This is a genomic window from Bosea sp. BIWAKO-01, assembly GCF_001748145.1.
Lineage (GTDB): Bacteria > Pseudomonadota > Alphaproteobacteria > Rhizobiales > Beijerinckiaceae > Allobosea.
The window spans coordinates 3172075-3197253 of record NZ_BCQA01000001.1 but is presented as its reverse complement, the minus strand read 5'-3'; the positions used below and the strand labels follow the sequence as shown (position 1 = coordinate 3197253).

Annotated in this window: 20 protein-coding genes, 1 tRNA gene and 1 pseudogene; 7 read left to right on the top strand and 15 right to left on the bottom strand. The window is 63.0% G+C overall.

What is annotated here, in order from left to right; genetic code table 11:
• Positions 1–122 precede the first annotated feature (122 nt).
• From BIWAKO_RS14705 to BIWAKO_RS35950, 4 genes are all read right to left on the bottom strand, one after another.
• Positions 123–1022 (bottom strand): GntR family transcriptional regulator, encoded by a 900-nt coding sequence (locus BIWAKO_RS14705; RefSeq protein ID WP_069879290.1) that lies wholly within the window; start codon positions 1020–1022, stop codon positions 123–125.
• Positions 1023–1235: 213 nt separating this feature from the next.
• Positions 1236–1391 (bottom strand): hypothetical protein, encoded by a 156-nt coding sequence (locus tag BIWAKO_RS35955; RefSeq protein WP_176733324.1) that lies wholly within the window; start codon positions 1389–1391, stop codon positions 1236–1238.
• A 345-nt stretch (positions 1392–1736) separates the two neighbouring features.
• Entirely contained in the window at positions 1737–2672 is a 936-nt protein-coding gene (locus BIWAKO_RS14695; protein WP_069879288.1) for an alpha/beta fold hydrolase, read from the bottom strand.
• Positions 2673–2812: 140 nt separating this feature from the next.
• Positions 2813–2956 carry a hypothetical protein gene (locus tag BIWAKO_RS35950; RefSeq protein ID WP_176733323.1) on the bottom strand — a complete coding sequence of 48 codons (144 nt, stop codon included), beginning with the start codon at positions 2954–2956 and terminating at the stop codon, positions 2813–2815.
• 130 nt (positions 2957–3086) lie between these two features.
• Here BIWAKO_RS35950 and BIWAKO_RS14690 point away from each other — a divergent pair, with 130 nt between their 5' ends.
• The 4 genes from BIWAKO_RS14690 to BIWAKO_RS14675 all read left to right on the top strand — a co-directional run bounded on the left by BIWAKO_RS14690 (position 3087) and on the right by BIWAKO_RS14675 (position 7935).
• Positions 3087–4460: a serine hydrolase domain-containing protein gene (locus BIWAKO_RS14690; RefSeq protein WP_084651406.1), complete on the top strand. Its 1374-nt coding sequence runs from the start codon at positions 3087–3089 to the stop codon at positions 4458–4460.
• A 556-nt stretch (positions 4461–5016) separates the two neighbouring features.
• On the top strand, positions 5017–5910 hold the full coding sequence (locus tag BIWAKO_RS14685) for a hypothetical protein (protein ID WP_176733322.1): 894 nt from the start codon (positions 5017–5019) through the stop codon (positions 5908–5910).
• 104 nt (positions 5911–6014) lie between these two features.
• The gene (locus BIWAKO_RS14680) at positions 6015–7550 is read left to right on the top strand and encodes a serine hydrolase domain-containing protein (protein ID WP_069879285.1); all 1536 of its coding nucleotides are present in this window, start codon (positions 6015–6017) and stop codon (positions 7548–7550) included.
• 37 nt (positions 7551–7587) lie between these two features.
• Positions 7588–7935 carry a hypothetical protein gene (locus BIWAKO_RS14675; RefSeq protein ID WP_069879284.1) on the top strand — a complete coding sequence of 116 codons (348 nt, stop codon included), beginning with the start codon at positions 7588–7590 and terminating at the stop codon, positions 7933–7935.
• Between the two features lie 258 nt (positions 7936–8193).
• On the opposite strand, the gene BIWAKO_RS14670 is transcribed toward BIWAKO_RS14675, so the two are convergent.
• The 5 genes from BIWAKO_RS14670 to BIWAKO_RS14650 all read right to left on the bottom strand — a co-directional run bounded on the left by BIWAKO_RS14670 (position 8194) and on the right by BIWAKO_RS14650 (position 16023).
• A complete protein-coding gene (locus tag BIWAKO_RS14670) occupies positions 8194–11154 on the bottom strand; it encodes a hypothetical protein (protein WP_069879283.1) in 2961 nt (986 codons plus the stop codon).
• A 143-nt stretch (positions 11155–11297) separates the two neighbouring features.
• Positions 11298–12926 carry a GMC oxidoreductase gene (locus BIWAKO_RS14665; protein WP_069879282.1) on the bottom strand — a complete coding sequence of 543 codons (1629 nt, stop codon included), beginning with the start codon at positions 12924–12926 and terminating at the stop codon, positions 11298–11300.
• Entirely contained in the window at positions 12913–13281 is a 369-nt protein-coding gene (locus tag BIWAKO_RS14660) for a hypothetical protein (RefSeq protein ID WP_069879281.1), read from the bottom strand. Before BIWAKO_RS14660 ends, BIWAKO_RS14665 begins: the two co-directional genes overlap by 14 nt.
• Positions 13278–14651 (bottom strand): sugar porter family MFS transporter, encoded by a 1374-nt coding sequence (locus BIWAKO_RS14655; protein ID WP_069879280.1) that lies wholly within the window; start codon positions 14649–14651, stop codon positions 13278–13280. The genes BIWAKO_RS14660 and BIWAKO_RS14655 overlap by 4 nt, the downstream gene beginning before the upstream one ends.
• 34 nt (positions 14652–14685) lie before the next feature.
• Positions 14686–16023 (bottom strand): DegT/DnrJ/EryC1/StrS family aminotransferase, encoded by a 1338-nt coding sequence (locus tag BIWAKO_RS14650; protein WP_176733321.1) that lies wholly within the window; start codon positions 16021–16023, stop codon positions 14686–14688.
• Positions 16024–16207: 184 nt separating this feature from the next.
• On the opposite strand from BIWAKO_RS14650, the gene BIWAKO_RS14645 reads away from it, so the two are divergent.
• A complete protein-coding gene (locus tag BIWAKO_RS14645) occupies positions 16208–17518 on the top strand; it encodes a sugar porter family MFS transporter (protein ID WP_244523449.1) in 1311 nt (436 codons plus the stop codon).
• A gap of 233 nt (positions 17519–17751) precedes the next feature.
• On the opposite strand, the gene BIWAKO_RS14640 is transcribed toward BIWAKO_RS14645, so the two are convergent.
• Together BIWAKO_RS14640 and BIWAKO_RS14635 are read right to left on the bottom strand one after the other, a co-directional pair.
• Positions 17752–18189, bottom strand: coding sequence for a universal stress protein (locus tag BIWAKO_RS14640; protein ID WP_069879278.1), 438 nt, complete (start codon positions 18187–18189; stop codon positions 17752–17754).
• Between the two features lie 96 nt (positions 18190–18285).
• On the bottom strand, positions 18286–21072 hold the full coding sequence (locus BIWAKO_RS14635; RefSeq protein WP_141740091.1) for a UPF0182 family membrane protein: 2787 nt from the start codon (positions 21070–21072) through the stop codon (positions 18286–18288).
• A gap of 136 nt (positions 21073–21208) precedes the next feature.
• Here BIWAKO_RS14635 and BIWAKO_RS36645 point away from each other — a divergent pair.
• Positions 21209–21420: pseudogene (locus BIWAKO_RS36645) on the top strand (slipin family protein); the annotation flags it as partial.
• A gap of 125 nt (positions 21421–21545) precedes the next feature.
• Here BIWAKO_RS36645 and BIWAKO_RS14630 read toward each other — a convergent pair.
• Positions 21546–22469 carry a hypothetical protein gene (locus BIWAKO_RS14630; RefSeq protein ID WP_141740090.1) on the bottom strand — a complete coding sequence of 308 codons (924 nt, stop codon included), beginning with the start codon at positions 22467–22469 and terminating at the stop codon, positions 21546–21548.
• Between the two features lie 397 nt (positions 22470–22866).
• Between BIWAKO_RS14630 and BIWAKO_RS14625 the strand changes: the two genes are divergently transcribed.
• Positions 22867–23127, top strand: a complete 261-nt coding sequence (locus BIWAKO_RS14625; protein ID WP_069882502.1) for a hypothetical protein — start codon at positions 22867–22869, stop codon at positions 23125–23127.
• Between the two features lie 240 nt (positions 23128–23367).
• Here BIWAKO_RS14625 and BIWAKO_RS37340 read toward each other — a convergent pair whose 3' ends face one another.
• The 3 genes from BIWAKO_RS37340 to BIWAKO_RS14615 all read right to left on the bottom strand — a co-directional run bounded on the left by BIWAKO_RS37340 (position 23368) and on the right by BIWAKO_RS14615 (position 24910).
• Positions 23368–23505: a DUF6538 domain-containing protein gene (locus tag BIWAKO_RS37340; RefSeq protein WP_371331959.1), complete on the bottom strand. Its 138-nt coding sequence runs from the start codon at positions 23503–23505 to the stop codon at positions 23368–23370.
• A gap of 84 nt (positions 23506–23589) precedes the next feature.
• A tRNA-Glu gene (locus BIWAKO_RS14620) sits at positions 23590–23665 on the bottom strand.
• Positions 23666–23800: 135 nt separating this feature from the next.
• Complete coding sequence (locus BIWAKO_RS14615) at positions 23801–24910, bottom strand: alkene reductase (RefSeq protein WP_069879276.1); 1110 nt, start codon at positions 24908–24910, stop codon at positions 23801–23803.
• Positions 24911–25179 lie beyond the last annotated feature (269 nt).

Sequence of the window (25179 nt, the reverse complement as noted above, 5' to 3'; positions counted from 1 at the left end):
TTGATCTTTTTGCAAAAATAATACAATGTCAAGCGAGCCTGATGGCCGCGTTCGGGCCAACGGAATGTCACGAAGCAAAGGCGTGACGCCTTCGGCTCAGCCGCGGGGAAGGAGAGACCGGCTCAGCGCGGCGCGCGCGTCAGATGCTGGCGCATCAGGGTCGCCGCCCAGTTCGTGTCGCCCTGCTCGAGCGCATCCAGGATCGCCAGGTGTTCCCGGCAGGATCGCAGCAACGCCTCCCGATCGAGGCCGCCGTAATCGGCGTACTCGGTCAGGCGGCGCAGCGAGTTCTGCGCCTCCATCGCCTGGACGACGAAGCGATTGCCGGAACAGGCGGCAAGCATGCCGTGAAAGCCGGCGTTGATCTCGAAGAAGCGCTCTGCGGACGGCGTATCATCGAGATCGGCGATGAAAGCCTCATGCGCTGCCCGGCTTCGCGCAAAGGCCGGCTTGTTGACCCGAAAGCTCGGCTCGCACAGCCCCAAGCATTCGATCATCATGCGGAAGCGATAGCTTTCCTCCCGCGCCTCAGGCGAAGCGAGCGACGGTACGAAACTCCAGCCGTGGCCGCGGCGTCGCTTGATCAGCCCATCCTCCGCAAGGCGCAGCAGAACCTTGCTGAGGGCGCTCCGGCCGATCTGATAGGTCTGCAGAAGGTCGGTTTCGATAAGGTTCTCGGGCAGGCGACCAGCCTCGCGATCCCGCAGGATGGCATGAATGATGTCCTCGTCACGCGCGCTCGGCAGGGAGCGCTCTGCGGCCTCGAGATCCTTGCCGTCCCGCGCAAGAAAAAAGCCCTGGTTCACGCGTGCTTCGACTGCGCCCTGCTCGGCCAGCAGGCCGAGCGCAGCTCGCACCGGAGTGCGCGAAACCTCAAAAGCTCGTGCAATCTCGGCCTCCCGCAGGTGGAAACCGGCCGACCACTGCTTCTCGGCGGCGCAGGCCAGAATTCGCTTCGCGAGAGCGGTATGGAGATTGCTGGGCTTCCGCGATGTTTGGCGGGGAAGCGAACGCTCATTCATCGAGACGACTCCGTGCGCCGCAGCCGTAACCGAATTGCATTATTTTTTCAATGAGAGCCAAATCCCATCAAGACCTCTCGTGCGGTAAACCGGATTGAGCCCCGCCAGCTCCGCTCGGGCCTTTACGGGTTCTCGTGGACGTATTTTTTCTTCGGATTTTTCGTCCCACTCTTTCGCAGTGAGATCGGGATTGCGGCGCTGCACTTCCTTCTCTCACTCGTGACTCTTGGCCTCTGGCAAATCATCGTCAGCTTCCTCGACAACAAGCAGTATACGAACCGCCTGATCGAGAAGGGCTTTCGCTTCAACGACACCGTAGAGCGCAATCAACGTGCTGCTGAGGCAATTGGAGTCGACCTCGCCGTCCATCAGCGAGCGCCCGCCCCGATCTGATACGGAAGGCCGACCCGTACCAACCGCCGTGCTCCGGTCGCGTTTGCGTCTCACGCAAGGTGACGATAGCGCCGAAACCTCGAAGAGCTTTTCGGCGCTATCGCCTCAACGGAATGGCCATATTCGTCCGCCCGCACAGAGCATCGGATGCAACAAGCAGAAATCCGCCCCTTTGCAGCATATGCCACGGATTATCCGTTCAGCTGCGCCGGTCCGAGTGAAACGCGAGCATTCAAGCCGAAGCTTGCCGGGCCGATTAGTTAACCGGGCGCATCGCGTAGACGCCCTGCCGGCCAGGCAAGCCAGGCCGCGCGGCTGACGCTACGGCGCCCGGCTGGCCTTGCCGTCACGCGCAGCGTCGACAACGTCGCGGATGGCATCGATCACGAGTTGCGGCCGGTCCTTGTGGATCTCATGGCCGCTGTCGGTGTTCGTGACATGCTTGGCGCCCGGCACGAGTGCAGCGAGCCTTGCCTGCGCCTGCTTCTGCGCCCTGTCGGTGACGTAGCCGAAATCGGAAGGAATGCCGGCGGGCAGTCTGCCATCGGCGATAAGCCCCGGGATGAGTGGTCCCCAGGGGTGATCCGCGCTCAGCACGGTCAAAGGCATCGGCCGGAGCGGCGCAGCAGCAAGCAACTGATCGAAGCTGAGATCCGCATCGACCCGCTCGATCGCTGGATAGACGTTCAGGGCTTCAGTCAGGTCGCCATCGAGCAGAACGCGTTGGATCGCCCATTCACGAGGGGTCTGCGATGCCCGAAGTCCCTCTGACAAGGCATCGACGAGAACCATGCCATTCACCTCGCCGGGATAGGTCATCGCGTAGAGCCGGCTGACGAGGCCGCCATAGGAATGCCCGACGACCACGAAGGGCGTCGCGATGCCGGCCGCAGTCACCAGCGCATGCAGATCGGCGACCGCTTCCCGCGCGGTGACCGGCTGCGCAACCGGGTCGGTGCGGCTAGGCGCTTCGCCGACCGGAGTTCCCGGCCGGTCGTAGGCGCAGACCCGCGTGCTCCCCGCAACCGCGGAGAAGACGTTCACCTGGCCTGGTTCGGACTGGGTCCAATCGGCGGCGGAGGCTCTCGCGCCTGCCACGATGACGACGGCAGGAGCCCCCTTGCCACGACATTCGAGGTACATCTTGCGGCTGCTGTCGATTTTGACCAGGCCGGAGACATCGCCGCTCTCCGCAAACGCTGAGACTGATGAGGCGACCAGACCAAGTACGAGGAACAGGGAGCACTGAGGCGACATTGGATGGGCTCTCCGCCGCGGCATTCGGCATCCCCGACTCGATCGGCGAGCCCACGCGGCAAACGCTCGACCACAAAGGTTAAGCAGCGACAGCTTCCGACGCAAACGAGGGCCTTCCGAAGCAGAACCTCGGCTTCGCCTCACTGGCTGCATTCCAAGGCAGCCTTGCCGAGCGTGTCGAGATCGACCTTGGAAAGCCCTTGCTCCGACATGCACGCAGGCCGGCCGATCTGACCGGTGCGCCGAGGACGTTTCAAGAGGCAGACCAGGTCGGCTTCGTGCATGCAGAGACCATCCTCACTCTCGGCCCTCCACCCGATCAGTCCCGTTCCGATCGCTCCAGGGTAAGGCCGCTCGGGCGCAGAAACAGGCGGCGATCCCGGACGGGCGGTCATCAAATTGGGATGTGCGGTCATGGTGCCTGGCAACGATTTCTCCTTAGTTTCAGTCGAAATCTCACCCTGTCCCACGCCCGAAGCGACTGCGGCATGCCCCAAAGCTCGCCATCATCTGCGCCGCAATATCCGTTCGGCGATTCTGGCGACGTCCTCCTCGCGACCATTGTCTTCGCAACTCTCAGCTTTGGGGCACCAAATGTTCTTTGCAGCTAGGCTCGCTGTCATATTCATGGGCTGCGTCGGCGCATCATGGCCAATCGCGCAGGCGCAGGAACTCGACCTAAGGAGTCTGGAAGAGATCCGCTCAATCGCTTCTGCACAGTTCGAAAAGCACCACCTCAATTCGCTTCTCTTGCAGGTGCGCATCAACGGCAAGGAAGTGACGAGCCTCGCGCTTGGCGAAGCGATGACCGGCGTGCCCGCGAAGATAGATGGGCGTTTCCGCAACGGGGCTGTGGCCCTCACATATATTGCAGCGCTTGCCTTGAGGCTCGCCGAGGAAGGTATCGTCGATCTCGACATGCCCATCTCGCGCTGGCTTCCTGATCTGCCCGCATCAGGCGAGGCGACCATCCGCATGCTGGCGAACATGACGGCCGGCTATCCCGATCATGTCGCCAACGACGAAAAATTCGTGAAGCCTTTCATCGCGGATCCCTTCAGGACGTGGAAGCCGCAGGATCTCATCGCGGTAAGCCTGTCCCAGGCGAGGCGCTTTGCCCCCGGAGAAAACTGGGACTATTCCCATAGCGGGTACGTCATTCTCGGGCAGGTACTCGAGGTGGCCACGGGCAAGCCGATGCATCGCCTGATGGACGAGTACATCCTGACACCGCTCAAACTCGGCGGCACCTACGGATTCGACAACGCGACGATCCCTGAACCCGCCATCCACGCCTTCACGGCAGAGCGCGGCGTCTGGGAGGACGCGACCTACTGGAATCCGTCATGGACGTTGCCTGCCGGTGCGATCCAGGTCACGACGATTGACGACATGGCCCGCAGCTTCGACACGATCGTCGGAAGCCCTGGCTTTCTCTCTGCGCAATCGCGCAAGCAGATGATAGAGCCACGCTTGATCGGCTTCGGTGTGCCGCTCGAAGGCTGCCCAACCTGCCATAGCCTGACAAAGCGCTTCAACTATGGGCTCGGCGCCATGCTGCGTGGCGACTGGGTGTTTCAAACCCCTCTTTTCGGTGGCTACGCCTCTGCCGTCGGCACCTTGCCGCAGGAACGCTCGAAAATCGGGCGCATAACCATTGCCGTGGCGGTCACCTTCACCCGTGACTCTGTCGCGGATTGGAATGAACGTGCTCCCAATCTTGCCGATGCGACGGTCTCTCTCATCGCCGCCAAACTGGCTCCCGAACACCCTGTTCCATTTCTCTAGGTTCCAGCAACGCTGAAAGCGTGGGCTGAAGCCACAAGGGGAGCAGATGTCCTGAAGGCCGCATCGCCGTTGCCCGCAGGATCGTCGTCATCCTCCAAGCCATATCGGCTCGGCCCCAACCAATCAGTCCGCTCCGATCGTCATAGAAGGCGGGCGGGAGCGAGGGCTGTCGGCGACCTTGGACGGACGGTCATCAAGTTGAGATGCACGGTCATGGTGCTCGCCCGCGATTTCGACTTAGCTTCAATCGTAGATCCAGCGTTTCCAGGGATCGCGGAGGCTAGGCTCCCAACGGGCAGCGCACAGGCGTCGCCTCCTTTGAGCTTGATCCCCGGTTTCGGGCTGTCGTCCAGAGCAACCGTTGGGGAGCGCGGTGAAGCAATTCAGACTGGATGGCGGCGCGACACGGCCGGCGGACATGGATAGCCAGCCACCGATTGTCTCAGCCTCGCGTCACCTCGCCCTGAAGCTGAGGCTGACGTCACTGGCGCTTGGCTGCTCGACCCACAAAGAACTCTGTGCGCGATTTGCGGCCAGCAATCGGACGACGCTGTTCGTGCCCCAGAACGCCTATAAATGGCTAAGCGGCAAGGCCGTGCCCCGCGCATCCAGCGTCTACGAGGATTGGGCGCGGGTGCTCGGCGGCATGCTGACCGCGCCGTTCCTCGCCTCGTCCTCCTTCGATGAGTTTCAGGACGCGGTCGGCGCCCACTTCGCCGTTCCGGAAACCGCGCTCTCGGCGCTGAGGAGCGAGGCAGGCCTACGGTCGGGCACCCTCCCCGCCCTGGCCGTTGTCGGATCGTCGGTGACCAGGCTGAATGGGCGGCACCCCGCCGAGCATTGGCTGGAGGGCGTCTATCTCGCGATCTCACCGGCCTGGTCTCGCGCCGAGGCGGGCCGACTGATCATCGGGACGGTGGCAATCCACGCCGACGCCATGCAGCGTCTGCAGATCCGCTACAGCGAAAACCTGTTCAGCCGTCAGGTCCTGATGAGCGGGCAATTGCGAAGCGATGGCCGTACCGCACAGAGCGCCCTGGCCTGCTCCTATACGCAGCGACTGTTCTTTCTGGCGCTGAATATGCCCACCCCGCCGGCCAATCTCATCAGCGGCATTCTCAGCGGCGCGGCAGTGCATGATCCCGACGCCCGGGCCACCGCCTGCCGCATCCTGCTTCTGAGAGCGCATGGCAGCCACGCCGAGGACCTGGTGGCGCGCACGGGCTATCTCGACGCGGACGGGGCACTGGTCGAGAGTGAATTGGCCGCGCTCGGCTATCGCGGCGATGCCGAAAGGGCCGCGCTTGGCACCGGCATCGTCGATTTCCTGAATGCGCCTTCGCCCTCCGGCCTTTCCGAGGCGAAAATCACAGATTTAGCGCCACTCGAGCGGATCATAGATCGGATATCTCCGTCAGAATGCTTACAAAAATCAGCATCGTGGCATTGAACTCAAACCACTGATCCCCCTGTTTCTTACCATAAATAGCATTCCGGGTCGATATTGGCGCCACATGACGTGGCAATGTACTTAGATCGAAAGCGAATAACCTTATGAAACACTGCGGTAGTATCTTCGCTGCGGCGCTCTTCACGCTCGCTGCCGTTCATCCTTCCAAGGCAGAAATCACGGGCGAAAAGCTTCAGGCGCTCCTGCCCGGCCTCGAGAAGCAGGCCGCTATCGGGATGAGGGAGTTCTCGGTTCCTGGCATGGCCATCGGCATCGTCTTCGACGACCAGCTCATTTACAGCAAGGGCTTCGGCGTCAAGACGATCGACAAGCCTGACAGCGTCACGCCCGACACCATTTTTCAGATCGGATCGGCAACCAAAGCGTTCCTCGCGACATCGCTTGCTCAGGCCGTGGATGCCGGCAAGCTGAAATGGAGCGATTCCGTCGTCGATCATATACCCACCTTTCAGTTGGCCGATCCGTGGGTGTCGCGCGATTTCCGCATCCTCGACCTCGCCGCGCAGCGCTCCGGCCTCACCCCTTACGTCAATGACGACCTGACCTTTCTCGGCTTTGACAAGCAGACGCTGATCCAGTCTTTGCGCGTCGCGCCGCAGACGGGCATCTTCCGCTCGGAGTTCGGCTATCTCAACATCCCGCACATGGTCGGCGGCGAGGTGGTGGCCAAGCTGGCCGGTACGTCATCCTGGTTCGAGTCGGTCAAGCGGACGCTGCTTGATCCCCTGGGCATGTCCTCGACGACGGCCAACTCGGAAGGCATCATGCGGGCTGCCGACCACGCAACAGGCCATAGGCTCGACGAACGACCGGTCGCAATCCCATTCCACGCAGCCTTTCCCTATGTGTTTGGCCCTGCCGGCGGCTTCAACTCCAACGTCAAGGATATGGCGCAATGGCTGCGTTTGCAGCTCGGGCGTGGGCATTTCGAAGGCAAGGTCCTCGTCTCCGAGGAGAACCTCGACGTCACCTGGACACCGCGCGTCGCGATGAGCGAGCGCATGAGCTATGCCGTTGGCTGGGCGGTCCATTCCACGCCAAACGGTCGCGTGATCTGGCATAATGGCGGAACGACGGGCTTCGGCACCCATGCCGGCTTCCTGCCGGATGGCAGGACCGGCATCGTGATCCTGACCAACATCGCCAACGCGGCCTTGGCAGATGCGCTCGCCCAATGGTTTTACGACCGGGCCCTCGGCAATCCCGAGGTCGACAACATCGCAATCGCCGCCACAGCTATGCGGGCGAATCGTGATCTCGAGCGCAAGCAGTCGGCTTCCTTCGTCGTGGGACCGCTGCCGGCCTCTGCAAATGCGCTTGCCGGCAGCTACGTCTCGCCAATCCTCGGCGCGGCAACGGTCGTCACCGTCAACGGGACGCTGCAGATGACCCTCGAGAAGACCGATGCCGTCGCTCTGCTCGAAGCGAGCAAGGATGATCCGAACCTGTTTTCGGCGCGCCTCTCCGCGACGGCCGGCTTTGAGCCGATCATCGCCATGACCGGCAATGTTCCCTTCACGCAGGTTCGGTTCGACCGGGACAGCTTCGGCAGCATCACCCAGCTCCGCTGGCTGTCCCCGGAACTGCCGCATGTCTTCACACGCCAGCCCGGCCAATAGGCCTGAGCCCTTCCGCGCTTTTTCGAGGACGAGCCCAATGAGCACTCTCTCCAGCACCCTAGCCCGGACTTCGTTGGCCCTTGCCCTGAGCATGGCTGCCGCCGCCGCTTGCGCGGCTCCGGTCACTGTTCCCACTCAGGCAATGGGCGAGCAGCGGCATATCGTGCCAGCCGGCAACATGTTTCGTGGAATCATCGATTTCCTGGGCGATCAGGATAATTACGTTCACGACGATCACTACGACTGGCAGCGTTACCGGGACACGACGTCCCGGAAAGAGCGCATCCGCGATTACTATCAAATGCAGCAGGAGGCGCAGAAGGACTACTGGCGTCACCAGAAAGAGGCGCAAAAGCAGATGATCAAGCAGCAGCGCGGCTGGTAGGACCTGACGACCGCTCCATCATCCGGGAGCGGAATTGAACGACGCCGCCTCGCGTTGGACCAATCCAGCGTGAGGCGGCGCTTATGCAGAATCAGGACTTTGGTTCCAGGGCGGCCAATGGCCGAGCCCATCAGCAGACTGCCCCATCCCGCCCGGAGCATTGGTCTTGAAGCGCGGAGACGTTCGGCTTCGTGCCGCATGCCCCCAAGAACCTGATGTGCGGGTTTCGGGAAAGCAAAGTCAGCCGAGCCGCTTCACTCAATCTTGCCGCTGAGCACCACCTGCAATGGTAACGGCTCCTGTCGTCACCGTGCGCAGCTTCCAGCCCTCGGATCGGGACCCCGCGAGGTTGAGACGCCCGGCCATGAAATGCAGCCGCTTGGTATCCTCGCTCTTCGAGGTGCAGAAACGGTCCTGAAGGTAGAACGGCGGCATCGCCTGGTAGAAGAGCGTCGCCTCGACGGCAGCTGGCTTACCGTCGATCTCGGGCAGGGCGATGCGATAGAGCGTCGCGTCGCCGCCACCCTCCCGATAATCGGGATCGTCACCGACCTGCACCGGTCCGGCCTCGTCAGCCAGTTCCGGGCCGGCGCCGAGGGAGGCCGCGAGCTTCACCCGCTCGTCGCGCGCCAGATAGCCTCTCGGCAGCAGGCGATTATCCTTCACATTCGAGCAGATCGACAGGAAGCTCGTCGTCAATTGCCCCGCCGGCTGGGAGCCGATGCCGCACTGGGCCGGCCCGGACAGCGGAGGGCTCGAAACCAGCTCCTGATAGATCTGGACCTGATCCTGTCGGGTGATCACCTCTCGATGCGGCTGATGTGCGAGCGGATCAAGTCTGGCCGAGCAATCGCCATTCCACCAGACTTCGCCGGCGACCGGCGCACCCGCTTCGTCGGTAATGACGCCGAGCGCATTGGTACGCCCCGAAGCCCAGATCGTCTTGCCGCCGGCGTCCAGCACCTTGAACGCGATGAAGGCGCGCCGGAAGCCGACACCGCTCGGGAATTTGTGCCCGGCCTTGTTGGTGACGCGCACCGACGTCTCCAGCGCCGATTCAGTCATCCTGATGCTCTCGAAGGCGATCGCGGCGGTGCGTTCCGCAGCCTGGTGGTCGATCGCCTTCTCCGTAAAGAGCAGCGGATCGACGCCTTTCTTCGTCAGCATCGGATCCTGCGTCCGGATTCCCATCAGCTCCGGGAACTGCTGCGCCATCTTGATCAGGAACGAGTTCAGCCCGACCAGCACATGGCTGGCAAAGCCCGAGCGCACCGGCAGGTCGATATCCTCGGGCGGCAAATTGTGCTCCGCCTGGGGGAAGTTTGAATATTCCTGGATGCTGGCGATCTTGCTGCGATAGGGGTGTCCGTCCGCATCGCGGCTGGGCATGTGACAGCCCTGGCAGGTTTCCGCGCTCTTGCCGGCCCCGAACGGAAGCGCCCCGTCGGGCGACTGACCGGTACGGAAGTCGCTGAACGCCCATTCCGCATAGGTCGTCTGCTCGTAGGTGTGTCCGATGACCTTGCCCTTGTCGAGCACCGGCAGGTGAACCATGTGGCAGCTGCCGCAGACCTCCGAGCTCTTGATGGCGGGGCTTTGCACCGGCGTCATGCCGAGTGCGCTCTCCATCGGCTTCGCCTTGGGGTTCTCGAATGGCCCCTTCATCTCGGTCATCGCGCCCATCAGGAAGCTGCCGGTGAAGGTTCTGGCGAAGCCCGTATTCTCCGGGTTGAGCCGCTCCTGGCGCTCCTCGACGCAACTGTTCTGCGGCTGCGCCTTGACCCGGCTCCGTTCGGCCTCGCTCAGCGCCATGGCGTGACAGGTTGTGCAGGAGACGCCGTCGCGGGCGAGCGCGCCATGCCGGGCCTCCAGGCCGGAATGACCGGCGGGCCAGGGCACCGCAGCGACGGCGGCACGCGAGAACGGAGAGCAGCCCTTGCCCCTTGCTCGCTCGTCGATCTTGAACTGTCGCTCCCCCATCACGCCGTGACAGCCGAGGCAGGTGTCCTGCACAAGCTCGGCGGCTTCGGGATGAAAGGTTTCGGTCTCGCTGGTGAGCTGGGCGAAGAAGACCGGGTCGCGTCCGGCCAGGCCCATCGGCGACGAGCTCCAGGTGCCATAGGGCGAGAGATTGAGGAAGCGGCCGCCCGGTCCCGGCAGCGTCATGTCGAAATGCAGCCCGGTCGACCCGGCATCGTGGCAGCCGAGGCATTGGTCCGAAGTCAGGAACTGCTGCCGGGCCTCGCGCCGGTTCGCACTGGCCCAAACCACGTCATAGGTCTGGGATGGCATCCGCATCACCTTGTCGGCGGTCGGATGCGGAAACGGGATGCCGTAGAAAGTGGTGAACTCGGGCGCAGGGCTTTCGCGGGCTGGAGCGCCGGGCAGCGTGATGTCGTCGGATTCCTGTACGATGCGCAGGTGGTTGAGCATCGCGGACAGGTCGTCATGGGCCTGGGCCGAGCGATCGGTGAAGGCGTTCTGGCTCAGGAAGACCAGCGGACGGCCGGGCTCGCCCTTGATGTTCTTCAGGTCAGCGAAGGTCGCGTTGGCCTTGGCACTGGCGTGGCAGTTCACGCAGTACTGACCAAAACCCATGTTCGGGTAGCCGTTGCCGGGCCCGGCCGGCCAATCGGGCTTCCAGTCGCTCCAACCGAACCAGCCCCAGAACCAGCCGTCATGCGAGGCCTTCGCGTCGCGCACCATCACGGCCGCGCCGCTCGTCGGCAGCAGCCGAAGCGGATCGACATCGCGGCACAATGCGGCAGGCGCCGGAAACATCTCCTTGATCATCAAGGCCCCGTCAGGCACGGGCGCCTCCGCCATCCCCTCATGGGCCTGCGTCCGGTTGGCCTTCAACCACGCGAACATTTCCGGCGAGTACCAGATGATAACCGGGGCATGAGTGCCATGGTAGTTGCCGGTGGCCTTGTCGTTGCGCAGGGTCGCGGTGAACGGCCCGGTATCACGAACCATCTTGTCGACGCGCCAGCCGGCCACCGGGTTGCGATGGCAGAAGGCGCCCAGATAGCGGCCGAGCTTCTCCTGGTAGACATCGAGAGGAAAGGCACCGGGCCTGCGGATATCCCGGTCGAGCGCGGCACAAAGGGCAGCGTCGGCCGGCACGAGCGGCGTCGGGCGTTCAGCGGGACACTGGGACGCGAGCGCAAATCCTGGCACCAGGGAGAGCAAGCCAATGAGCGCGATCGTGCGGAGCATGAATCAACCGGGCGAGTTTCAGTACGAAGCTGCGCACAAGGTGAGCGGAGCGCAAGCGCATCCATCCCGCTCACCGCACGCAGCCTCATGCTGATCGGAGCAGCAGCACCGCTCCCTGACTTCTTTCGCCACGATCTCGCGCGTCAAGCGGCGACCGTCTGCTGCTTCGCGACCTCGACCAGATGGCCGGCCAACCTGTCGGCCAGCGCCATGATCGTCAGCGTCAAGTGTTTGTCGGGGAGCTCAGGAATGACCCCGCCATCGCAGATATAGAGGTTGTCGATGTCATGGCTCTTCAGGTCGGCATCGACAACGCCGTGTCGCGGATCCTGCGCGATGGCCGTGGTGCCGGCGTAATGGATGCCGGTGCCGCTGTTGTCGCGGCTGGCATAGATCATCGTGGCGGAGGCCCGCCGCAGCACGCGCCTGCCCCAGACTGTCATCGCGTCCATCATCTGATGGCTCGCTGCAGGAATCGTGAAATCGACCTCGACCTGCCGGACGCCATAGGCATCGACGCTCCGGCCCGGGCGCACCCGGTTTCCAGGCGTCGCCTCGCCCTGGCAGAACAGGCCGAGCGTGACGTAGCTGTGGAACATCATCCGCGCGAGCCGCTCCTTCAGGAAGGGCGGAAAGCCGCTCATCGCGGTCAGATAGTGCGGCACGTCAGGCGCGCTGTGGATGGCATGGCCGATGAAGGGGAAAGGCGCGCCATTCGCAAGCTTGCCTTGCGACAGCAGGATCAGCAGATCGCCATAGCCGAGGTCGTAATCGCGGCGCTTGCCCCAGAGCTTCAGCAGGGAGGTGGAAAGCACGACCTTGGGATTGTCCTGCAACCCTGCCCCGACCCGCCCATTCCGGTTGCCGAGGCCGGCAGGATCGGCGTCATCGGCCGAATTGAACAGGATGCGCGGCGTCTCGAGTGCGCCCGCGGCCAGCACGACGATGCCCGCACGCAGAAGCCGCCGCTTGCCGGTCGCGAGGTCGAGATACTCGACCCCATCGATCCGCCGGCTGCTGCCGTCGCGGAGCAGGCGAACCACCTTTGCCTGGGTCCGCAGCTCGTAGTTCGGCAGGTCGATGATCTGCGGCAGCAGCCGCGTCGAGAATTTGTAGACCGCGCCGACAGGGCAACCCGACGTACACATCCCCGTCGAAATGCAGGATGTCGGGGTTCCAGCCCGGGTGTTGATCGCCTTGCGGTTCGGGATGGCATGGGAATGCCCGTCGTTTAGCGACTTGACCGCGTTGACGACCAGCCGGTCGGCCGGGCGAAGCGGCTTCGGTGGCAGATAGTCGCCATCGGGCAGATCCGGCAGGCCCTCCTTCGTGCCGCATACGGCGATCAGGCGCTCGACAGCGCCATAATGGGGAGCCAGATCGGCATAGGAGAATGGCCAGGATTTGAAGTCATTCGCCGAGAACCGGACGCTGACGCCGTTCCAGAGATTCTGCAGCCCGTTGACGGCCAGGACCTGGAAATGCCGAAACCCCTCCTTCGGCCGAGCCGTCGAGCCGACGCTGCCATCGGCGAAGAGCGGGTGGACGAAGAGGCTGTCATGCGGATCGCTGGGCCAGGTCGTGCTCGGATCGATACCGAAATCCTTGGTCACGCCGGGTGGCAGTGTCGTCCTGAAATGGTCCTCCGGCAGCATCGCGCCATGCTCGAGCGAGATCGTGCGCAAGCCGGATCTGGCGAGCCTGTGGGCGAGGATACCGCCGCCAGCCCCGGTGCCGACGACCACGACATCGCAGAATTCAGCCTCGGTCACGCAGGCCTCCCACGGGCCATTCCCCGACTGAGCGCAAGAAATCAGGCGAGGCGAAGCGGATATATTCGAGGAAGCCGAGCAGCGCGGTCCGGTCAGGGCCGAGATCGGAGCGACGCACCCGCCCCGTATGCGCGAAATCGGCGCGCTGCTCGACCGCCGCGAGCGCCGCTCCGATCTGCCGGTTGGCTCGTGCAATCCGCGTGATGTCGGTCAGGAGCGGAAGCAGGACCGCGCGATACGGACTGAGCCCGATCAGTGCGGCAACCAACCGCTCCGCATCTTGGGAGGCAGCCTCCCGGGCACCATCGACGCGCTCTGGTGGCTGCCTGTCGAGAACCGGCCGCATGAGGCTCATGCGGTCACGATCCGAACCGGGGCCGCATCGAGCGTCCGGAACGGCCGCCCCGATTCCAGATGTCGCTCGATTTCTTCGAGCGAGACACCATTGGTCTCCGGAACCAGCAGATAGGTGAAGACCAACCCGGCAGCGCAAGCCAGCGCATAGACCGCAAAAACGCCACCGAGCCCGAAACTGGTGACCAGCATCGGAAAGGAGAACACGACCAGGAAATTGAAGCCCCAGTTGGCGAGCGACGTCACGCTCATGCCGAGGCTGCGCACCTTGAGCGGAAAGATCTCCGACATCATCACCCAGGGCAGCGGCCCGATACTGGCGGCAAAGGCGGCGATGTAGAGAACCAGGCCGACGGTCGCGAGAATATCCAGCGCTTCCGAGCCAGTGGCCGCGGCCAGTGCGATCATGCCGAGGCTGAGGGCCGTTCCGGCAAATCCGATGAAGAGCAGGCGCCGCCGTCCGATCCGGTCGATCAGATACATTCCGACGAAGGTCATCGCGACATTGACGATGCCGATCCCGACCGTCGCCAGGATCTGACTCGAGGTCGAGTTGAAACCCGACTCGTTGAAGACCGTCGGCGCGTAATAGATCACGGCATTGATGCCGCTGAGCTGCTGCAGAAAGAACAACCCCATGCCGACCACCAGCGCCGGCCGAACCGTCGGGCTGAGCAAATCCGCCCAGGTGCCGGGCCTGGTCCGTTGCTGCGCCGCCTGCCGGATGCTCGCGAGTTCAGCATCGACCGCGGGATCCTGCGGCCCGAGATCGCGAATCCGTGCGATCGCCAGACGCGCCTCTTCCGTGCGGCCCTTGAGGGCGAGCCAGCGCGGCGTGTCGCCCATGCGATACATACCGATCAGCAGGGCGAGCGCAGGCAGGACGCCCATCAGGAACATCAGCCGCCAGGACTCCGCAAACGCGAAGTCGACGACATAGGCGCCGAGAATGCCGAGTGTGATCGCCAACTGGTAGATCGAGACGAGCATGCCGCGCTTCTCGGCGGGCGCGCTCTCGGAAATGTAGAGCGGCGCCACCATCGCTGCGATGCCGACCGCCAGACCGAGCAGCAGACGCGACGCCGTCAGCATCCAGACCGCGCCGGCCGCGGCTGAGAACAGCGCCCCCGCGGCAAACAGCACCGCGGCGACCAGCAGCAGGGCACGCCGGCCATAGGTTTCGGTGGTGCGCCCCGCCAGCAGCGCCCCGCCCAGTGCGCCGAGCGGGACGGCGGCCGTCATCAGCCCCTCATCGAACGGGCTGATCGCGAATTCCCCGCGCAGAAGATGCAGTGCGCCGGCGATGACGCCCTCGTCGAAGCCGAACAGGAATCCGGCGATGCCTGCGATGGCGGCTATGAAATAGATCATCGTCTCCGCCTTGGTTGACCTGGATTGGCGCGCATCAGGGCAGCAGACCGTTCGCCACCTTGCGGAATGCAGTGACGATGTCGCTCTCGTCGGCTTCGGTCAGCATCGAGCCGATGGCGAGCAAGGCGCCGCGTGCATGGAAATCGTCGCATCGCGGCAACGCCCCCGCGCCGTAATCATAGGCTTCGGCGAAGGCATTGGCGGGGTGTGTCCAGGGGAATCCGTCCCGGCTGTTGGAGCGACGCTGGACCAGGCTCGGAATGTTGAAATACCAGTGCATGCCCCATTCCTGCATGGTGATGCAGGCGAGGCTGCCAGGCGGCCCGGCGATCCCCTCGGCGCGCAGCGCATCGACGAAGCGTCGCGCCAGGTCGGCATCGGGCAGCAGCATCAGCAGGAACGGACCGGTATCTCCGGCGGGGTCCGGGATATGGCGGAAGCTGATGCCCCGCAGATCCGCCAGCTGCTGGCGAATGCGCCATTTCGAGGTCCGCATCGCGCCGGTGATGCGCGACAATTTACGCATCTGCGCCAGCGCCATCGCGCCGGCGAGCTCCGACATGCGCGCGCCCATGCCCCAGAGCTGGCAGGCCTCGTCGGAGGCGTCGAGCCGGCCTTTCTCGTTTCGGGGGTAGCCGAGGTCGTGCAGGGCCGCGATACGCCGGAACAGCGCCTCATCCTCGGCGACGATCATCCCGCCATCGCCCGAGGTCATGTTCTTGTTCAACTGGAAACTGAAGATGCCGATATCGCCGAAGCGCCCGACCGCACGCCCGTCGACGGAAGCGCCGGCCGCCTGCGCGCAGTCCTCGACCAGCCCCAGGCCATGGGCGCGGCAGATCTCCGCGATCTCGGCGATGCGACCCGGCGCGCCGCTCATATGCACGCAGAGTACGGCGCGGCTATGGGGCCCGATCTTGCGCCGCAGATCCTCGGGATCGATGCAGAAGGTCTCGTCGATATCGACCAGGCGGGGAATGGCGCCGACCCGCACCACGGCCGAGAGGCAGCTCACCCAGAGATAACCCGGCACGAAGACCTCGTCGCCCGGGCCGACGCCGAGCGCCGACAGCGCAATCGTCAGAGCAGCCGTCCCCGACGAGACACCGAGCGCGTGGCGATGTCCGAAGGCTTCACACCATTCGCGTTCCAGGGTTTCGACCATATGCTGCGGGTCGGGCCCATAAAAGCGGAATGGGCTGCGCGCGCGCACAACCCGATCGACCAGTTCGCGCTCTTCTTCGCCGATCCAGTGCACGCCAGGCAATTCCCAGGGCAGCGGCTCGCGCCGAACCGGAACACCACCGTCGATGGCAAGTCGATTGGCCCGCTCCTGACCAATCCGCGATCCTGTCTCGGCCAGATCGGTCATGCGTATCTCCTGTAGGCAGCTCGTCGGCCCGGGGTTGGCCAGACCATCGCATCCGGGAAGATGTTGATCTCACCAATGCACCGCTTGTAGCATGAAACCGAAGAACAAATCCGGCCTTTAATTCTGGAAATAATTGGAAATGATTAGAAATATTTGGATTTACAGATTAAGCGATCCAGTATTTTTGATTTTGACGCTCATATTTGCCAGCGGAACTGCTTTCGGCTTCGGGATAGCATCTGTTTCCGGCGTCCTGGATCTTATAAAGGTCGAATTTGAGCTTTCGGAACGTGGGGAACAGCTCGTCGTCGGGATCCTGGTACTCGGCTGCTTCGTCGGCGCCGCCATGGCCGGCCCCGTCTCGGCCCGCTGGGGCAGAAGACGGACGATCATGCTGGCGGCTGCACTCGGCGGGCTCGGCTATACGCTGATCCTGGCTAGGCTCGGGCTCGGCGGATTGCTGGCCGGGCGCAGCCTTGCCGGGCTGTGCATTGGCCTGCTTTCAATGGTGGTACCGATGTATGCGGCGGAGACGACGCCGGCGCGCCGGCGCGGCGCGGTGGTCTCGATGTTCCAGCTCGCGATCACGCTTGGCATTCTCGGCGCCTACGGCGTCACGCTCGCCTTCTCGGCAAGCGTGCCCTGGCCGACCCTGCTCGGCGCCGGCAGCCTCCCCGTTGGCCTTTGCCTGTTGGCAATCCTGCTGCTGCCCGAAAGCCCGCGCTGGCTGGCGGCACGGGGTGACCACACAGCGGTGCTGAAGGCGGCGCAAAGGCTCGGCCTCGCCGAAGAATGGCGGGAGACCCCGCCAGCCCTCTCCCATGCCGGCGCCAGCAGCGCCGCCCTGCTCCGGCGCGGCAGCACTGGCGCCGTGCTTCTGCTGTGCAGCGCCCTCTTCGTGCTGCAGAACCTCAGCGGCATCGACGGCATCCTCTACTACGCCCCCCGCATCTTTCAGGAGCTCGGCTTCTCCGCCGGAACCGCCGCGCTGGCCGCGACCTTCGGCCTAGGCCTGGTCAATGTGCTGGCCACGATCGCGGCCATCGCCATGGTCGATCGCCTGGGCCGCAGGCCGCTGCTGATCTTCGGCTCGGGTGCGATGGCGATCGGGCTCGCCGCGGTCATCGTCGCATCCCAGCTCGGCTGGCCCTGGGTCGGCCTCGCAGGGCTCGCAGTCTTCATCGCGGCCTTCGCGCTGAGCCTCGGCCCGCTGCCCTATGTGCTGATGTCGGAGCTTTTTCCGACAGCGATCCGCGAATCCGGCATCGCCATGGCCTCGGCCACGAGCTGGCTCTTCAACGCCTTGATCGCCTTCACCTTCCTGTCCCTTGTGGCAGCGATCGGCCTCTCCGGCGCGATCGCGCTGTTCCTCGTGGTCTGCCTGCTCTCGCTCGGCTTCTGCCTCGCCTTCACGCCGGAGACGCGCGGTATCCGGCTCGAAGAGATCGAGGCGGCCGTGCTGGCTGGACGCCCGTTGCGGCATATCGGTGGCTAAGGCGGCGGCGAAGCGATCAAGCACGTCCTGACGCATCGATAAGTCCGGGCGAATATGCGCGCCCGCAGCTCGAGAAAAGCGGCCCCATCCTTCTGACCGAGCCCGCCGCCTGCCCGCGCTGTCGGGATGCGATGAGGCGGCTCGCGAGGACAGGCCGTCGTGTCGAAATCCGGCGCGGCTCTTGGCCGTCTCACCGATTTTCTGGTTGCGGTTCCCGAGGGCGATCCGAGCGCTCAGCGATAAACAAGGACCGGAATCTTGGAATGCGTCAGAATCTTTACCGTCTCGCTGCCGAGCACAATCGCGGCGATGCCGCGGCGGCCATGCGATGCCATGGCGATCAGATCGCAACCCCGCGCAACCGCGGTGTCGATAATGGCCTGATAGGGGTGCTCGTTCTCCACCTGAATGGCATCGCAGGGTATGTCCGCGGCCGCAGCCTTCTCTTGGGCGGCAGTGAGAAACTGCCGCGCTCGCGCTTCGGTAAGCTCCTGGTGGTCCGCCAACGTCTCGATGGCCCTGCCGGGCTCAGAGGCGAAGATGTGAAAGGGCTCCGTTACAGCAAGCAATGTCAATCGAGCCCTTAGGGACTTGGCAAGCTGCGTGGCCTGTTCGACGGCTGCGGCGGACAAGGGTGACCCGTCGGTGGGAACCAGAATATGTTGATACATGGCGTCCTCCCCACAGCAGCAAGATGCGCGGCCTCCGCGTCCGCAATGTCCACTTCTCCCGCCCAGAGGCCACGCAAGAGCAGCGATTTCGAGGCACTAGTGGCCGGTGGGGCTTCGGTTCATTTCCTCCAGAATCTCGCGCATTGCATCGAACTCCGTACCAAAGCCTTTCCAATCTCCGGACTTCAATCGCTCCCTTGCTTGATTGTAGCGATCAAGCGCCTCCCGTGCTTGATCTGTCGCTGGGCTTGTCCCGGGCATCCCCTCTGTCGCGCGTGAAGCCGCCGGCACGGCGCCGGGCTCTGCGAACAGCGCCGATAAGGCCTCTGCGAGCGTTTCCTTCATCACCACATGTTCACCGTAGGCTGCGATCACACGTTTCAGCTCCGGCAGATGTCCGCGCTCCGCTCGCAAGTAGAGCGGCGATACATAAAGGATCGAGTTCTCGATCGGGATGACCAGCAAGTTCGCACCGCGGATTACCCGCGAACCCATCTGGTTCCACAGCGTGATTTGTTGGGAGATCTCTGTACTCTGATTGATCCGCGCTTCGATCTGGAACGGCCCGTAGACAAGCTTTTCCTTGGGAAATTCGTAAACGATCAGCTTGCCGTACTCGGGACCATCGCAGCGCGCGGCGAGCCACGCGATCATGTTGTCGCGGCGGCTAGGTACCATCGGGAGCATGAGGAAAAACTCAGCATGCGCCTCTCCGGGCAGCCGCATGATGATGTAATAGGGCGCCATCATTGCGGTGCCACCACCACCCGGCTGGAGCGGGAATTGCCAGAGGTCTTCGCGGTTATAGAAAACGTCGGCCGCCTCCATGTGATAGGTTTGATAGAGCCGCGCCTGAACCAGGAACAGGTCCTCGGGATAGCGAATATGCTTCTGCAGGTCTGAAGGCATGGCCGCGAACGGCTTGAACAGGGCGGGAAAGATGCGTTGGTAGGTCGCGGCGATCGGATCGCCGGGATCCATCAGGTAGAAGTCGACGGCCCCGTTATAGGCATCGACGACAGCCTTCACCGAATTGCGGATGTAGTTGAGATCGCTATCCTGCGCGGGCTGCGCATAGGGGAAATAGGAACTCGTCGTGTAGGCATCCTGCATCCAGAGCATCCGCCCATTGCTGATGACCAGATAGGGATCGTGATCGAGCCTGAGAAACGGAGCGATCGCTCGCACGCGTTCCTGGATATTGCGGCGGATCATGATCCGGCTGTCGGCAGTGATATAGCTTGAGAGGAGCAGGTTCGGGTCGTTGAAATAGTAAGCGAACAGCATTCTGCTCGCCATCGCTCCGATCGGAACGCCACCGGTACCGTCATAGGCCGCATAGGCATTGTCTTTGCCTTTTGGATAATCGAACTCCGGCGTGCTTCCCTTGACGATGACGTAGCTGTCCTCCTCTTCGCCGTAGTAGATGCGCGGCTCATGGATTTGGGGCCCTCCGTCTGCGACGGGAGGAATATCCCGCAAATAGAGGAGCGGCAGTCCTTCCAGACTCTTACGGGTGACCGGGCTCATCACCGCGCCGTTGCCGTGGGTAAACAGCACGTGGCGATTGACCCATGTCTGGGCGTTCGGTGGCAGCAAGGAGGGCGGTAGTTCGCGAGCCGCGAGCATCACGCTTTGGTAGGAACCATCGAGCCAGTAGCGATCAACGTCAGGATCATGGAATTTGTAGTAGGTGCGAATTTCCTGCAGCTGCGCATAGGTATCCGACAAGGGCAGCTGATCCCACAGCCTGATATTCTCGATTGTCGCCTTGTTGGCCGCCAGCGTGTCGAGAGAGAGCTTCTGTTCTGCGGCAAACGGCTTGGCTGCGATCTGATCCAGATTGTAGGCCTGCCGGGTGAGCGCGATGTTGCGTTCGATATACGGCTTCTCCAGTTGCAACTCGCTTGGTCTGACGAAGAACTGCCGAAACAGCACAGGGGCTGCCCCGGACAGCACGAAGGAGCCGATGGCAACGAGCATGAACGCTGCGGCAGGAAGCCAATACGTGCGCAGCCAAAGGTTTGCCCACGCGGCGAACGCCGCGATGATCGAGAGCCCGATCAATAGCCAGAGGCACGGTAGCCCGACATGGATGTCGGTGTAGCTGGCGCCGACGACCACACCGTTATCGCCATAGAGCAACAGATAGCGATCGAGACCATAGGACCAGGCCTTCACTGCGAAGAGAAGACCGAGCACTGCCGAGCCGTGAGCGATCACTGTCGGCGACATTGATCGGCGCCGCACGTCGTTTTCGATGTCGCCGTGCACCCAGTAGATCGTTCCGGCGAAAAGCGCGCTCAAGACCAGGGTGAGCAACATCCAGTTCTTGATGAGGAAGTAGGCGGGCAGTGAGAAGAGATAGAAGCCGATGTCCTTGTTGTAGAGCGGATCGTTTGCGCCATAGGGCACCTGATAGAGAAACCGCAGGAGGATGCCCCAGTTGCCAACCTCTGCTGCGGCGACGAGCAGCGCGAGCAAACCCGCACCGCCTGCAATGATCCGGGGCCAGGGCAGTCGATCGCGCACGAGCGCGAGCAGCTCGGGTGTCAGCCCATTGCCGGTGGTTTGCCACGTAGGGCTGGCGACAGCTTGCATCGGCCGCCGCCGGGCAAAGCGCATTGCGAGCCATCCGTTGAGCCAAAGAACGAAGGCGGTCGCCGTCCAGACGGAAAAGAGGACGACGGCTTCAGCTTCGATTGTTGTCCAAAAAACCTGCAGATAGCCGATCGAGGAAAACCACAGCCAATCGACCAGAAAGTCGCTCGCGTGCCCGAGCAGGATCAGGCAAATCCCGACGGTGACGGCCGCAATGACGAGCCTGACCATGGCGTTCTGCCGTGGCGCCTTCCGTCCGGGTCCGGCGATCCCGATCGTCATGGTGCAATTATAGCGGAAATGAGGGACGATTGCCGCTTGCTTGCTAATCGGCATTGCGGATCAAGGCGGGCCGACACAGATGCTCGAAGCTCGGTCACCGCACCCGTGAGCTGTTTCGCACCCTTGGGGGCAGCCCCGCGCGAATGTGATCAACGTGTTGGGCGAGCAGCAAGTCGCTGAGAAGATGGTCGAGGCAAGCCGGATACTTGCCCAGGAGCCGCAAGCGATGCAGCTACGCTATCTCGCAGCGCTTCACGACATCGCAGGCGAGCGATCCTCGACCATGGTTTTCCGGCACCGATGGATCTGCTCAGCCATCTGACGCCGCAGCAGCGTGGAACAACGTGACGACCGAACGAGATGTATCAGAATGCGTCGTTCTTGGCGGCCTTTCCCTCCGTCCAACACCAGAAATTGTTGCGATATTGTCCCAGTAGATTGACATAAATCGAAGGATCGATGCTACCGACTGATCAACAGCTGATCGATCCGTATCTATCTGAGTACATATAAACGCTACAGGCATATTGGACGAAACGAAGCTCCGCGCCCCGGCAGCTAATCTCTGCGTTTGGCCATCTAATTATCTGGGCTTCGCAATTGCGCTCGATTGGCCGAAGTCCGCTTTTGCATTCCAATTCCCCGCTTTTCCTGTTCGAAACATAGGCCTCGCAGCTTCTTTCAACGTCTCGAAGCGAGATTTTATAGCCATCAATATGATGGACAGCAGATTTTTTCTGCTCAGCCAGTGCCCGAAGCTTCCGCAATTGCTCCTGCGCTTCGCCTGGAGACATTGCAATGCAGGCCTCCCCCTGCAATTTGAAGCCGAAATTGCAGAACCACCGACCTCCGAACGCCGCTGTGGCGTTCGCGGGAACCTTGGTCTTTTCGCACCGGTTCCCGGCTTGGTGAAAGCCGAAATTGCACTCCCAGACACCGCCAGATCTTGCCGCGGCGTTCGCCGGAACCTCGGTCTTCTCGCACCGGTTCCCGACTTGGCGAAAGCCGAAATTGCACTCCCAGACACCGCCATATTTTGCCGCGGCGTTCGCCGGAACCTCGGTCCTCTCGCACCGGTTCCCGACTTGGCGAAAGCCGAAATTGCACTCCCAGACGCCGCCATATTTTGCCGCGGCGTTCGCCGGAACCTCGGTCCTCTCGCACCGGTTCCCGACTTGGCGAAAGCCGAAATTGCACTCCCAGACACCGCCATATTTTGCCGCGGCGTTCGCCGGAACCTCGATCCTCTCGCACCGGTTCCCGACTTGGCGAAAGCCGAGATTGCACTCCCAGCGCCCCCCGAAAATGGGTCTGGCGTCTGGTGGGATTGCTTGCGCATTGACCGAGCCGGCCAGTAAGGTGACAGCAGAGAACGCGATGATGAAGAGTGCTCTCAAGGTGCCCATCCCTCGCGCTTATTCTAGCGATCTGGTCGTCTCTCGTGGCCTGCCCCGATCGAGCGGCCCGATTTCAATTTAAGCATGGTCGGTTTTGGTCCTGACCCGCTTTGCTGCATACCCAGTCGGAAGGTGCGAACGACGGAAAATTCGTCAGTCGCCCCCCCGCGGGGAGAATGCGCGCAAGAGATGAATGCGCCAATCTACCTTGGGGAAGGCCATAGCTCCTAGGGGATCGCCGAAGCGAGGTGGGGGCGATGCTTGGCGGCGTGGCAGGGCCGCCGCTAGAGGCTATACTCAGTAGCCGTTCAAGTCGGGCGGCGCGATCATTCGCCATCCGACAGCCGACCCGGCGACTGCCTGGAACCGATCATCCGGCTTAATGACGGACAATGCCATGAACCTCTCGCGCTATCTGCTGCCGGTTGCCGCGCTCGCGATGATGACGGGATACGGTGTTGCGCAAACCCCCGTACAGATGGGCCCGGATACCACACCGGCCATGACCTCCCCTGCACCCGCAGCGCCTGCCAGGAAGGCTAAGGCGACCTCCCCCGGAATGACCGCCAAGTCGAAGGCGTGCTCTGTCCAAGCAGATCAGATGGGACTTCACGGGAAGGCCCGGAAGAAATTCCGCGACGAATGCAAGAAGGCTTAGGTTCGGCGAGTTGGGCGCCATCCTGAAAGCTGTGTGGCGTCCCGGCGTCATCTCCTCGCTGCATCGAATTGATCGGCGAGGCCGGGCTTGGTGCCAGGCGCCAAGCGGCCTGAGAGCTATCGGGGCTCCGCGGGTGGGCGGGATGCGGGTGTGCACGCCCGCCAGGGCCGCTATTGTTCTCCATGCGCCTCCTTCGGCGCCGCTCGTTGAACTCTGAAAATGCTAGACCGGAGTTCGACCTCACCATGAGTGTAAGCGGAACCTAATGGTCTTGGAGCCGAATGCAGCAGCCACATCGACCGGCACGCGCATGTCGAAATAGAACCGGCCGTTACGGACGATCAGGTACGAAGCTTTGAGCACAATTTCGCTGCTCATGACTGCCAAAATGTATGACAGCCCGATCTGAGTAAACCGTTGATTTCTCGGGAGTTTAAGCCCTTCGAGGGCTTAGCTGGCCGATGGCGCTCCCTAGGGGACTCGAACCCCTGTTTTCGCCGTGAGAGGGCGACGTCCTAGACCGCTAGACGAAGGGAGCAGCGCGGCACGGGCGGTGTTTAGTCGGGCTTCCGCGTTGCTGCAACTGTTTTCGTGCATAAGCCTTGGGATAAATCGCATGAGGGCGAACGATGCGCTCGGCCGCCCTCATGGCTCCATGTGTCGAAGCGGCCGATCACGCGGCCTTTTCGGCCAGCGAGGGGTAGTCCGTGTAGCCCGCAGCATCGCCGCCGTAGAAGGTCGCGACATCCGGCGCATTCAGCGGTGCATCCTGCTGCAGCCGCTCGACCAGATCGGGATTGGCGATGAACAACCGGCCAAACGCGATGAGATCCGCCCGGTCCTCGGCCAGCGTCTCGATCGCGAGTTCGCGGGTAAAGCCGTTATTGGCGATATAGGCGCCCTTGAAGGCCTTGCGCAGCGCCAGGTAGTCGAAGGGCAGATAGTCACGGGCCTCGCGCGTCGCGCCTTCGACGACATGGATGAAGGCGATGCCGGTTTCGTTGAGCCGCTCGACGAGATAGCCGAACAGCGCCTGCGGATCGCTGTCTCGCGCATCATTGGCCGGGCTCACCGGCGAGATGCGGATGCCGATGCGGCCCCTCGGAAACACCGCTGCGACGGCCTCGATCACCTCGAGGACGAGCCGCACACGATTCTCCAGCGAACCACCATAGGCGTCGCTGCGCCTGTTGGAGCCGTCGCGCAGGAACTGGTCGAGCAGATAGCCATGCGCACCATGAAGCTCGATGCCGTCGAAGCCGGCCGCCTTGGCGTTTTCCGCCGCCCGGACATAATCGGCGATGATGCCTGGGATCTCGTCGGCCGCGAGCTCGCGCGGCTCGGAAACCGCTGTGAAGCCGCTTTCGATATAGGTCTTGGTATTGGCGGGGATGGCGGAGGGCGCGACCGGCGCCTGCTGGCCGGGCTGCAGCGAGACATGGCTGACGCGCCCGACATGCCAGAGCTGCGTGATGATCTTGCCGCCGGCCGCGTGGACCGCGTCGGTCACCTGCCTCCAGCCGTCGATCTGCTGGTCGCTGTAGATGCCGGGCGTCCAGACATAGCCTTGACCCTGCTGCGAGATCTGCGTGCCTTCGGTGACGATCAGCCCGGCGCTGGCGCGCTGGCGGTAATATTCGACATTCAGGGCATTCGGGGCATCGCTGCCTCGCGTCGCGCGGTTGCGCGTCAACGGCGCCATGACGATGCGGTTCCTGAGTTCGATCTCGCCGAGACGGAACGGAGAGAACAGGGAGGCAGCGTGATCACCGGACTGGCTCATCGGATGGTTCCTCTTGGCTTGCGGCCCTTGCCATGAAGCGATTGAAAACCGCATGGCGTGACAAGTCACCTCGCCTTGCCATGCGCTGGACGCAAGAGGAGATAAGACTTGCGTGCGGAATTGGCAGGGCCGCAAATGCTGGCGCGGGATGAAAGCAATGCAGCCACTCATTCCGGGCCGGGATCGACACGGACATGGTCGCGCAGGGAACCGACGATAGAATATCCTTCTCCCTGGCCGGTGTCGGCTCTCGCTGGCTGAACGCTGTC

What these genes read in the sequence shown, in the direction of transcription:
- BIWAKO_RS14705 (WP_069879290.1), bottom strand. Translation starts at nt 1,022, where the DNA reads ATGAATGAGCGTTCGCTTCCCCGCCAAACATCGCGGAAGCCCAGCAAT.
- BIWAKO_RS35955 (WP_176733324.1), bottom strand. Translation starts at nt 1,391, where the DNA reads ATGGACGGCGAGGTCGACTCCAATTGCCTCAGCAGCACGTTGATTGCG.
- BIWAKO_RS14695 (WP_069879288.1), bottom strand. Translation starts at nt 2,672, where the DNA reads ATGTCGCCTCAGTGCTCCCTGTTCCTCGTACTTGGTCTGGTCGCCTCA.
- BIWAKO_RS35950 (WP_176733323.1), bottom strand. Translation starts at nt 2,956, where the DNA reads ATGCACGAAGCCGACCTGGTCTGCCTCTTGAAACGTCCTCGGCGCACC.
- BIWAKO_RS14690 (WP_084651406.1), top strand. Translation starts at nt 3,087, where the DNA reads ATGGTGCCTGGCAACGATTTCTCCTTAGTTTCAGTCGAAATCTCACCC.
- BIWAKO_RS14680 (WP_069879285.1), top strand. Translation starts at nt 6,015, where the DNA reads ATGAAACACTGCGGTAGTATCTTCGCTGCGGCGCTCTTCACGCTCGCT.
- BIWAKO_RS14675 (WP_069879284.1), top strand. Translation starts at nt 7,588, where the DNA reads ATGAGCACTCTCTCCAGCACCCTAGCCCGGACTTCGTTGGCCCTTGCC.
- BIWAKO_RS14670 (WP_069879283.1), bottom strand. Translation starts at nt 11,154, where the DNA reads ATGCTCCGCACGATCGCGCTCATTGGCTTGCTCTCCCTGGTGCCAGGA.
- BIWAKO_RS14660 (WP_069879281.1), bottom strand. Translation starts at nt 13,281, where the DNA reads ATGAGCCTCATGCGGCCGGTTCTCGACAGGCAGCCACCAGAGCGCGTC.
- BIWAKO_RS14655 (WP_069879280.1), bottom strand. Translation starts at nt 14,651, where the DNA reads ATGATCTATTTCATAGCCGCCATCGCAGGCATCGCCGGATTCCTGTTC.
- BIWAKO_RS14650 (WP_176733321.1), bottom strand. Translation starts at nt 16,023, where the DNA reads ATGACCGATCTGGCCGAGACAGGATCGCGGATTGGTCAGGAGCGGGCC.
- BIWAKO_RS14640 (WP_069879278.1), bottom strand. Translation starts at nt 18,189, where the DNA reads ATGTATCAACATATTCTGGTTCCCACCGACGGGTCACCCTTGTCCGCC.
- BIWAKO_RS14635 (WP_141740091.1), bottom strand. Translation starts at nt 21,072, where the DNA reads ATGACGATCGGGATCGCCGGACCCGGACGGAAGGCGCCACGGCAGAAC.
- BIWAKO_RS14625 (WP_069882502.1), top strand. Translation starts at nt 22,867, where the DNA reads ATGAACCTCTCGCGCTATCTGCTGCCGGTTGCCGCGCTCGCGATGATG.
- BIWAKO_RS37340 (WP_371331959.1), bottom strand. Translation starts at nt 23,505, where the DNA reads ATGAGCAGCGAAATTGTGCTCAAAGCTTCGTACCTGATCGTCCGTAAC.
- BIWAKO_RS14615 (WP_069879276.1), bottom strand. Translation starts at nt 24,910, where the DNA reads ATGAGCCAGTCCGGTGATCACGCTGCCTCCCTGTTCTCTCCGTTCCGT.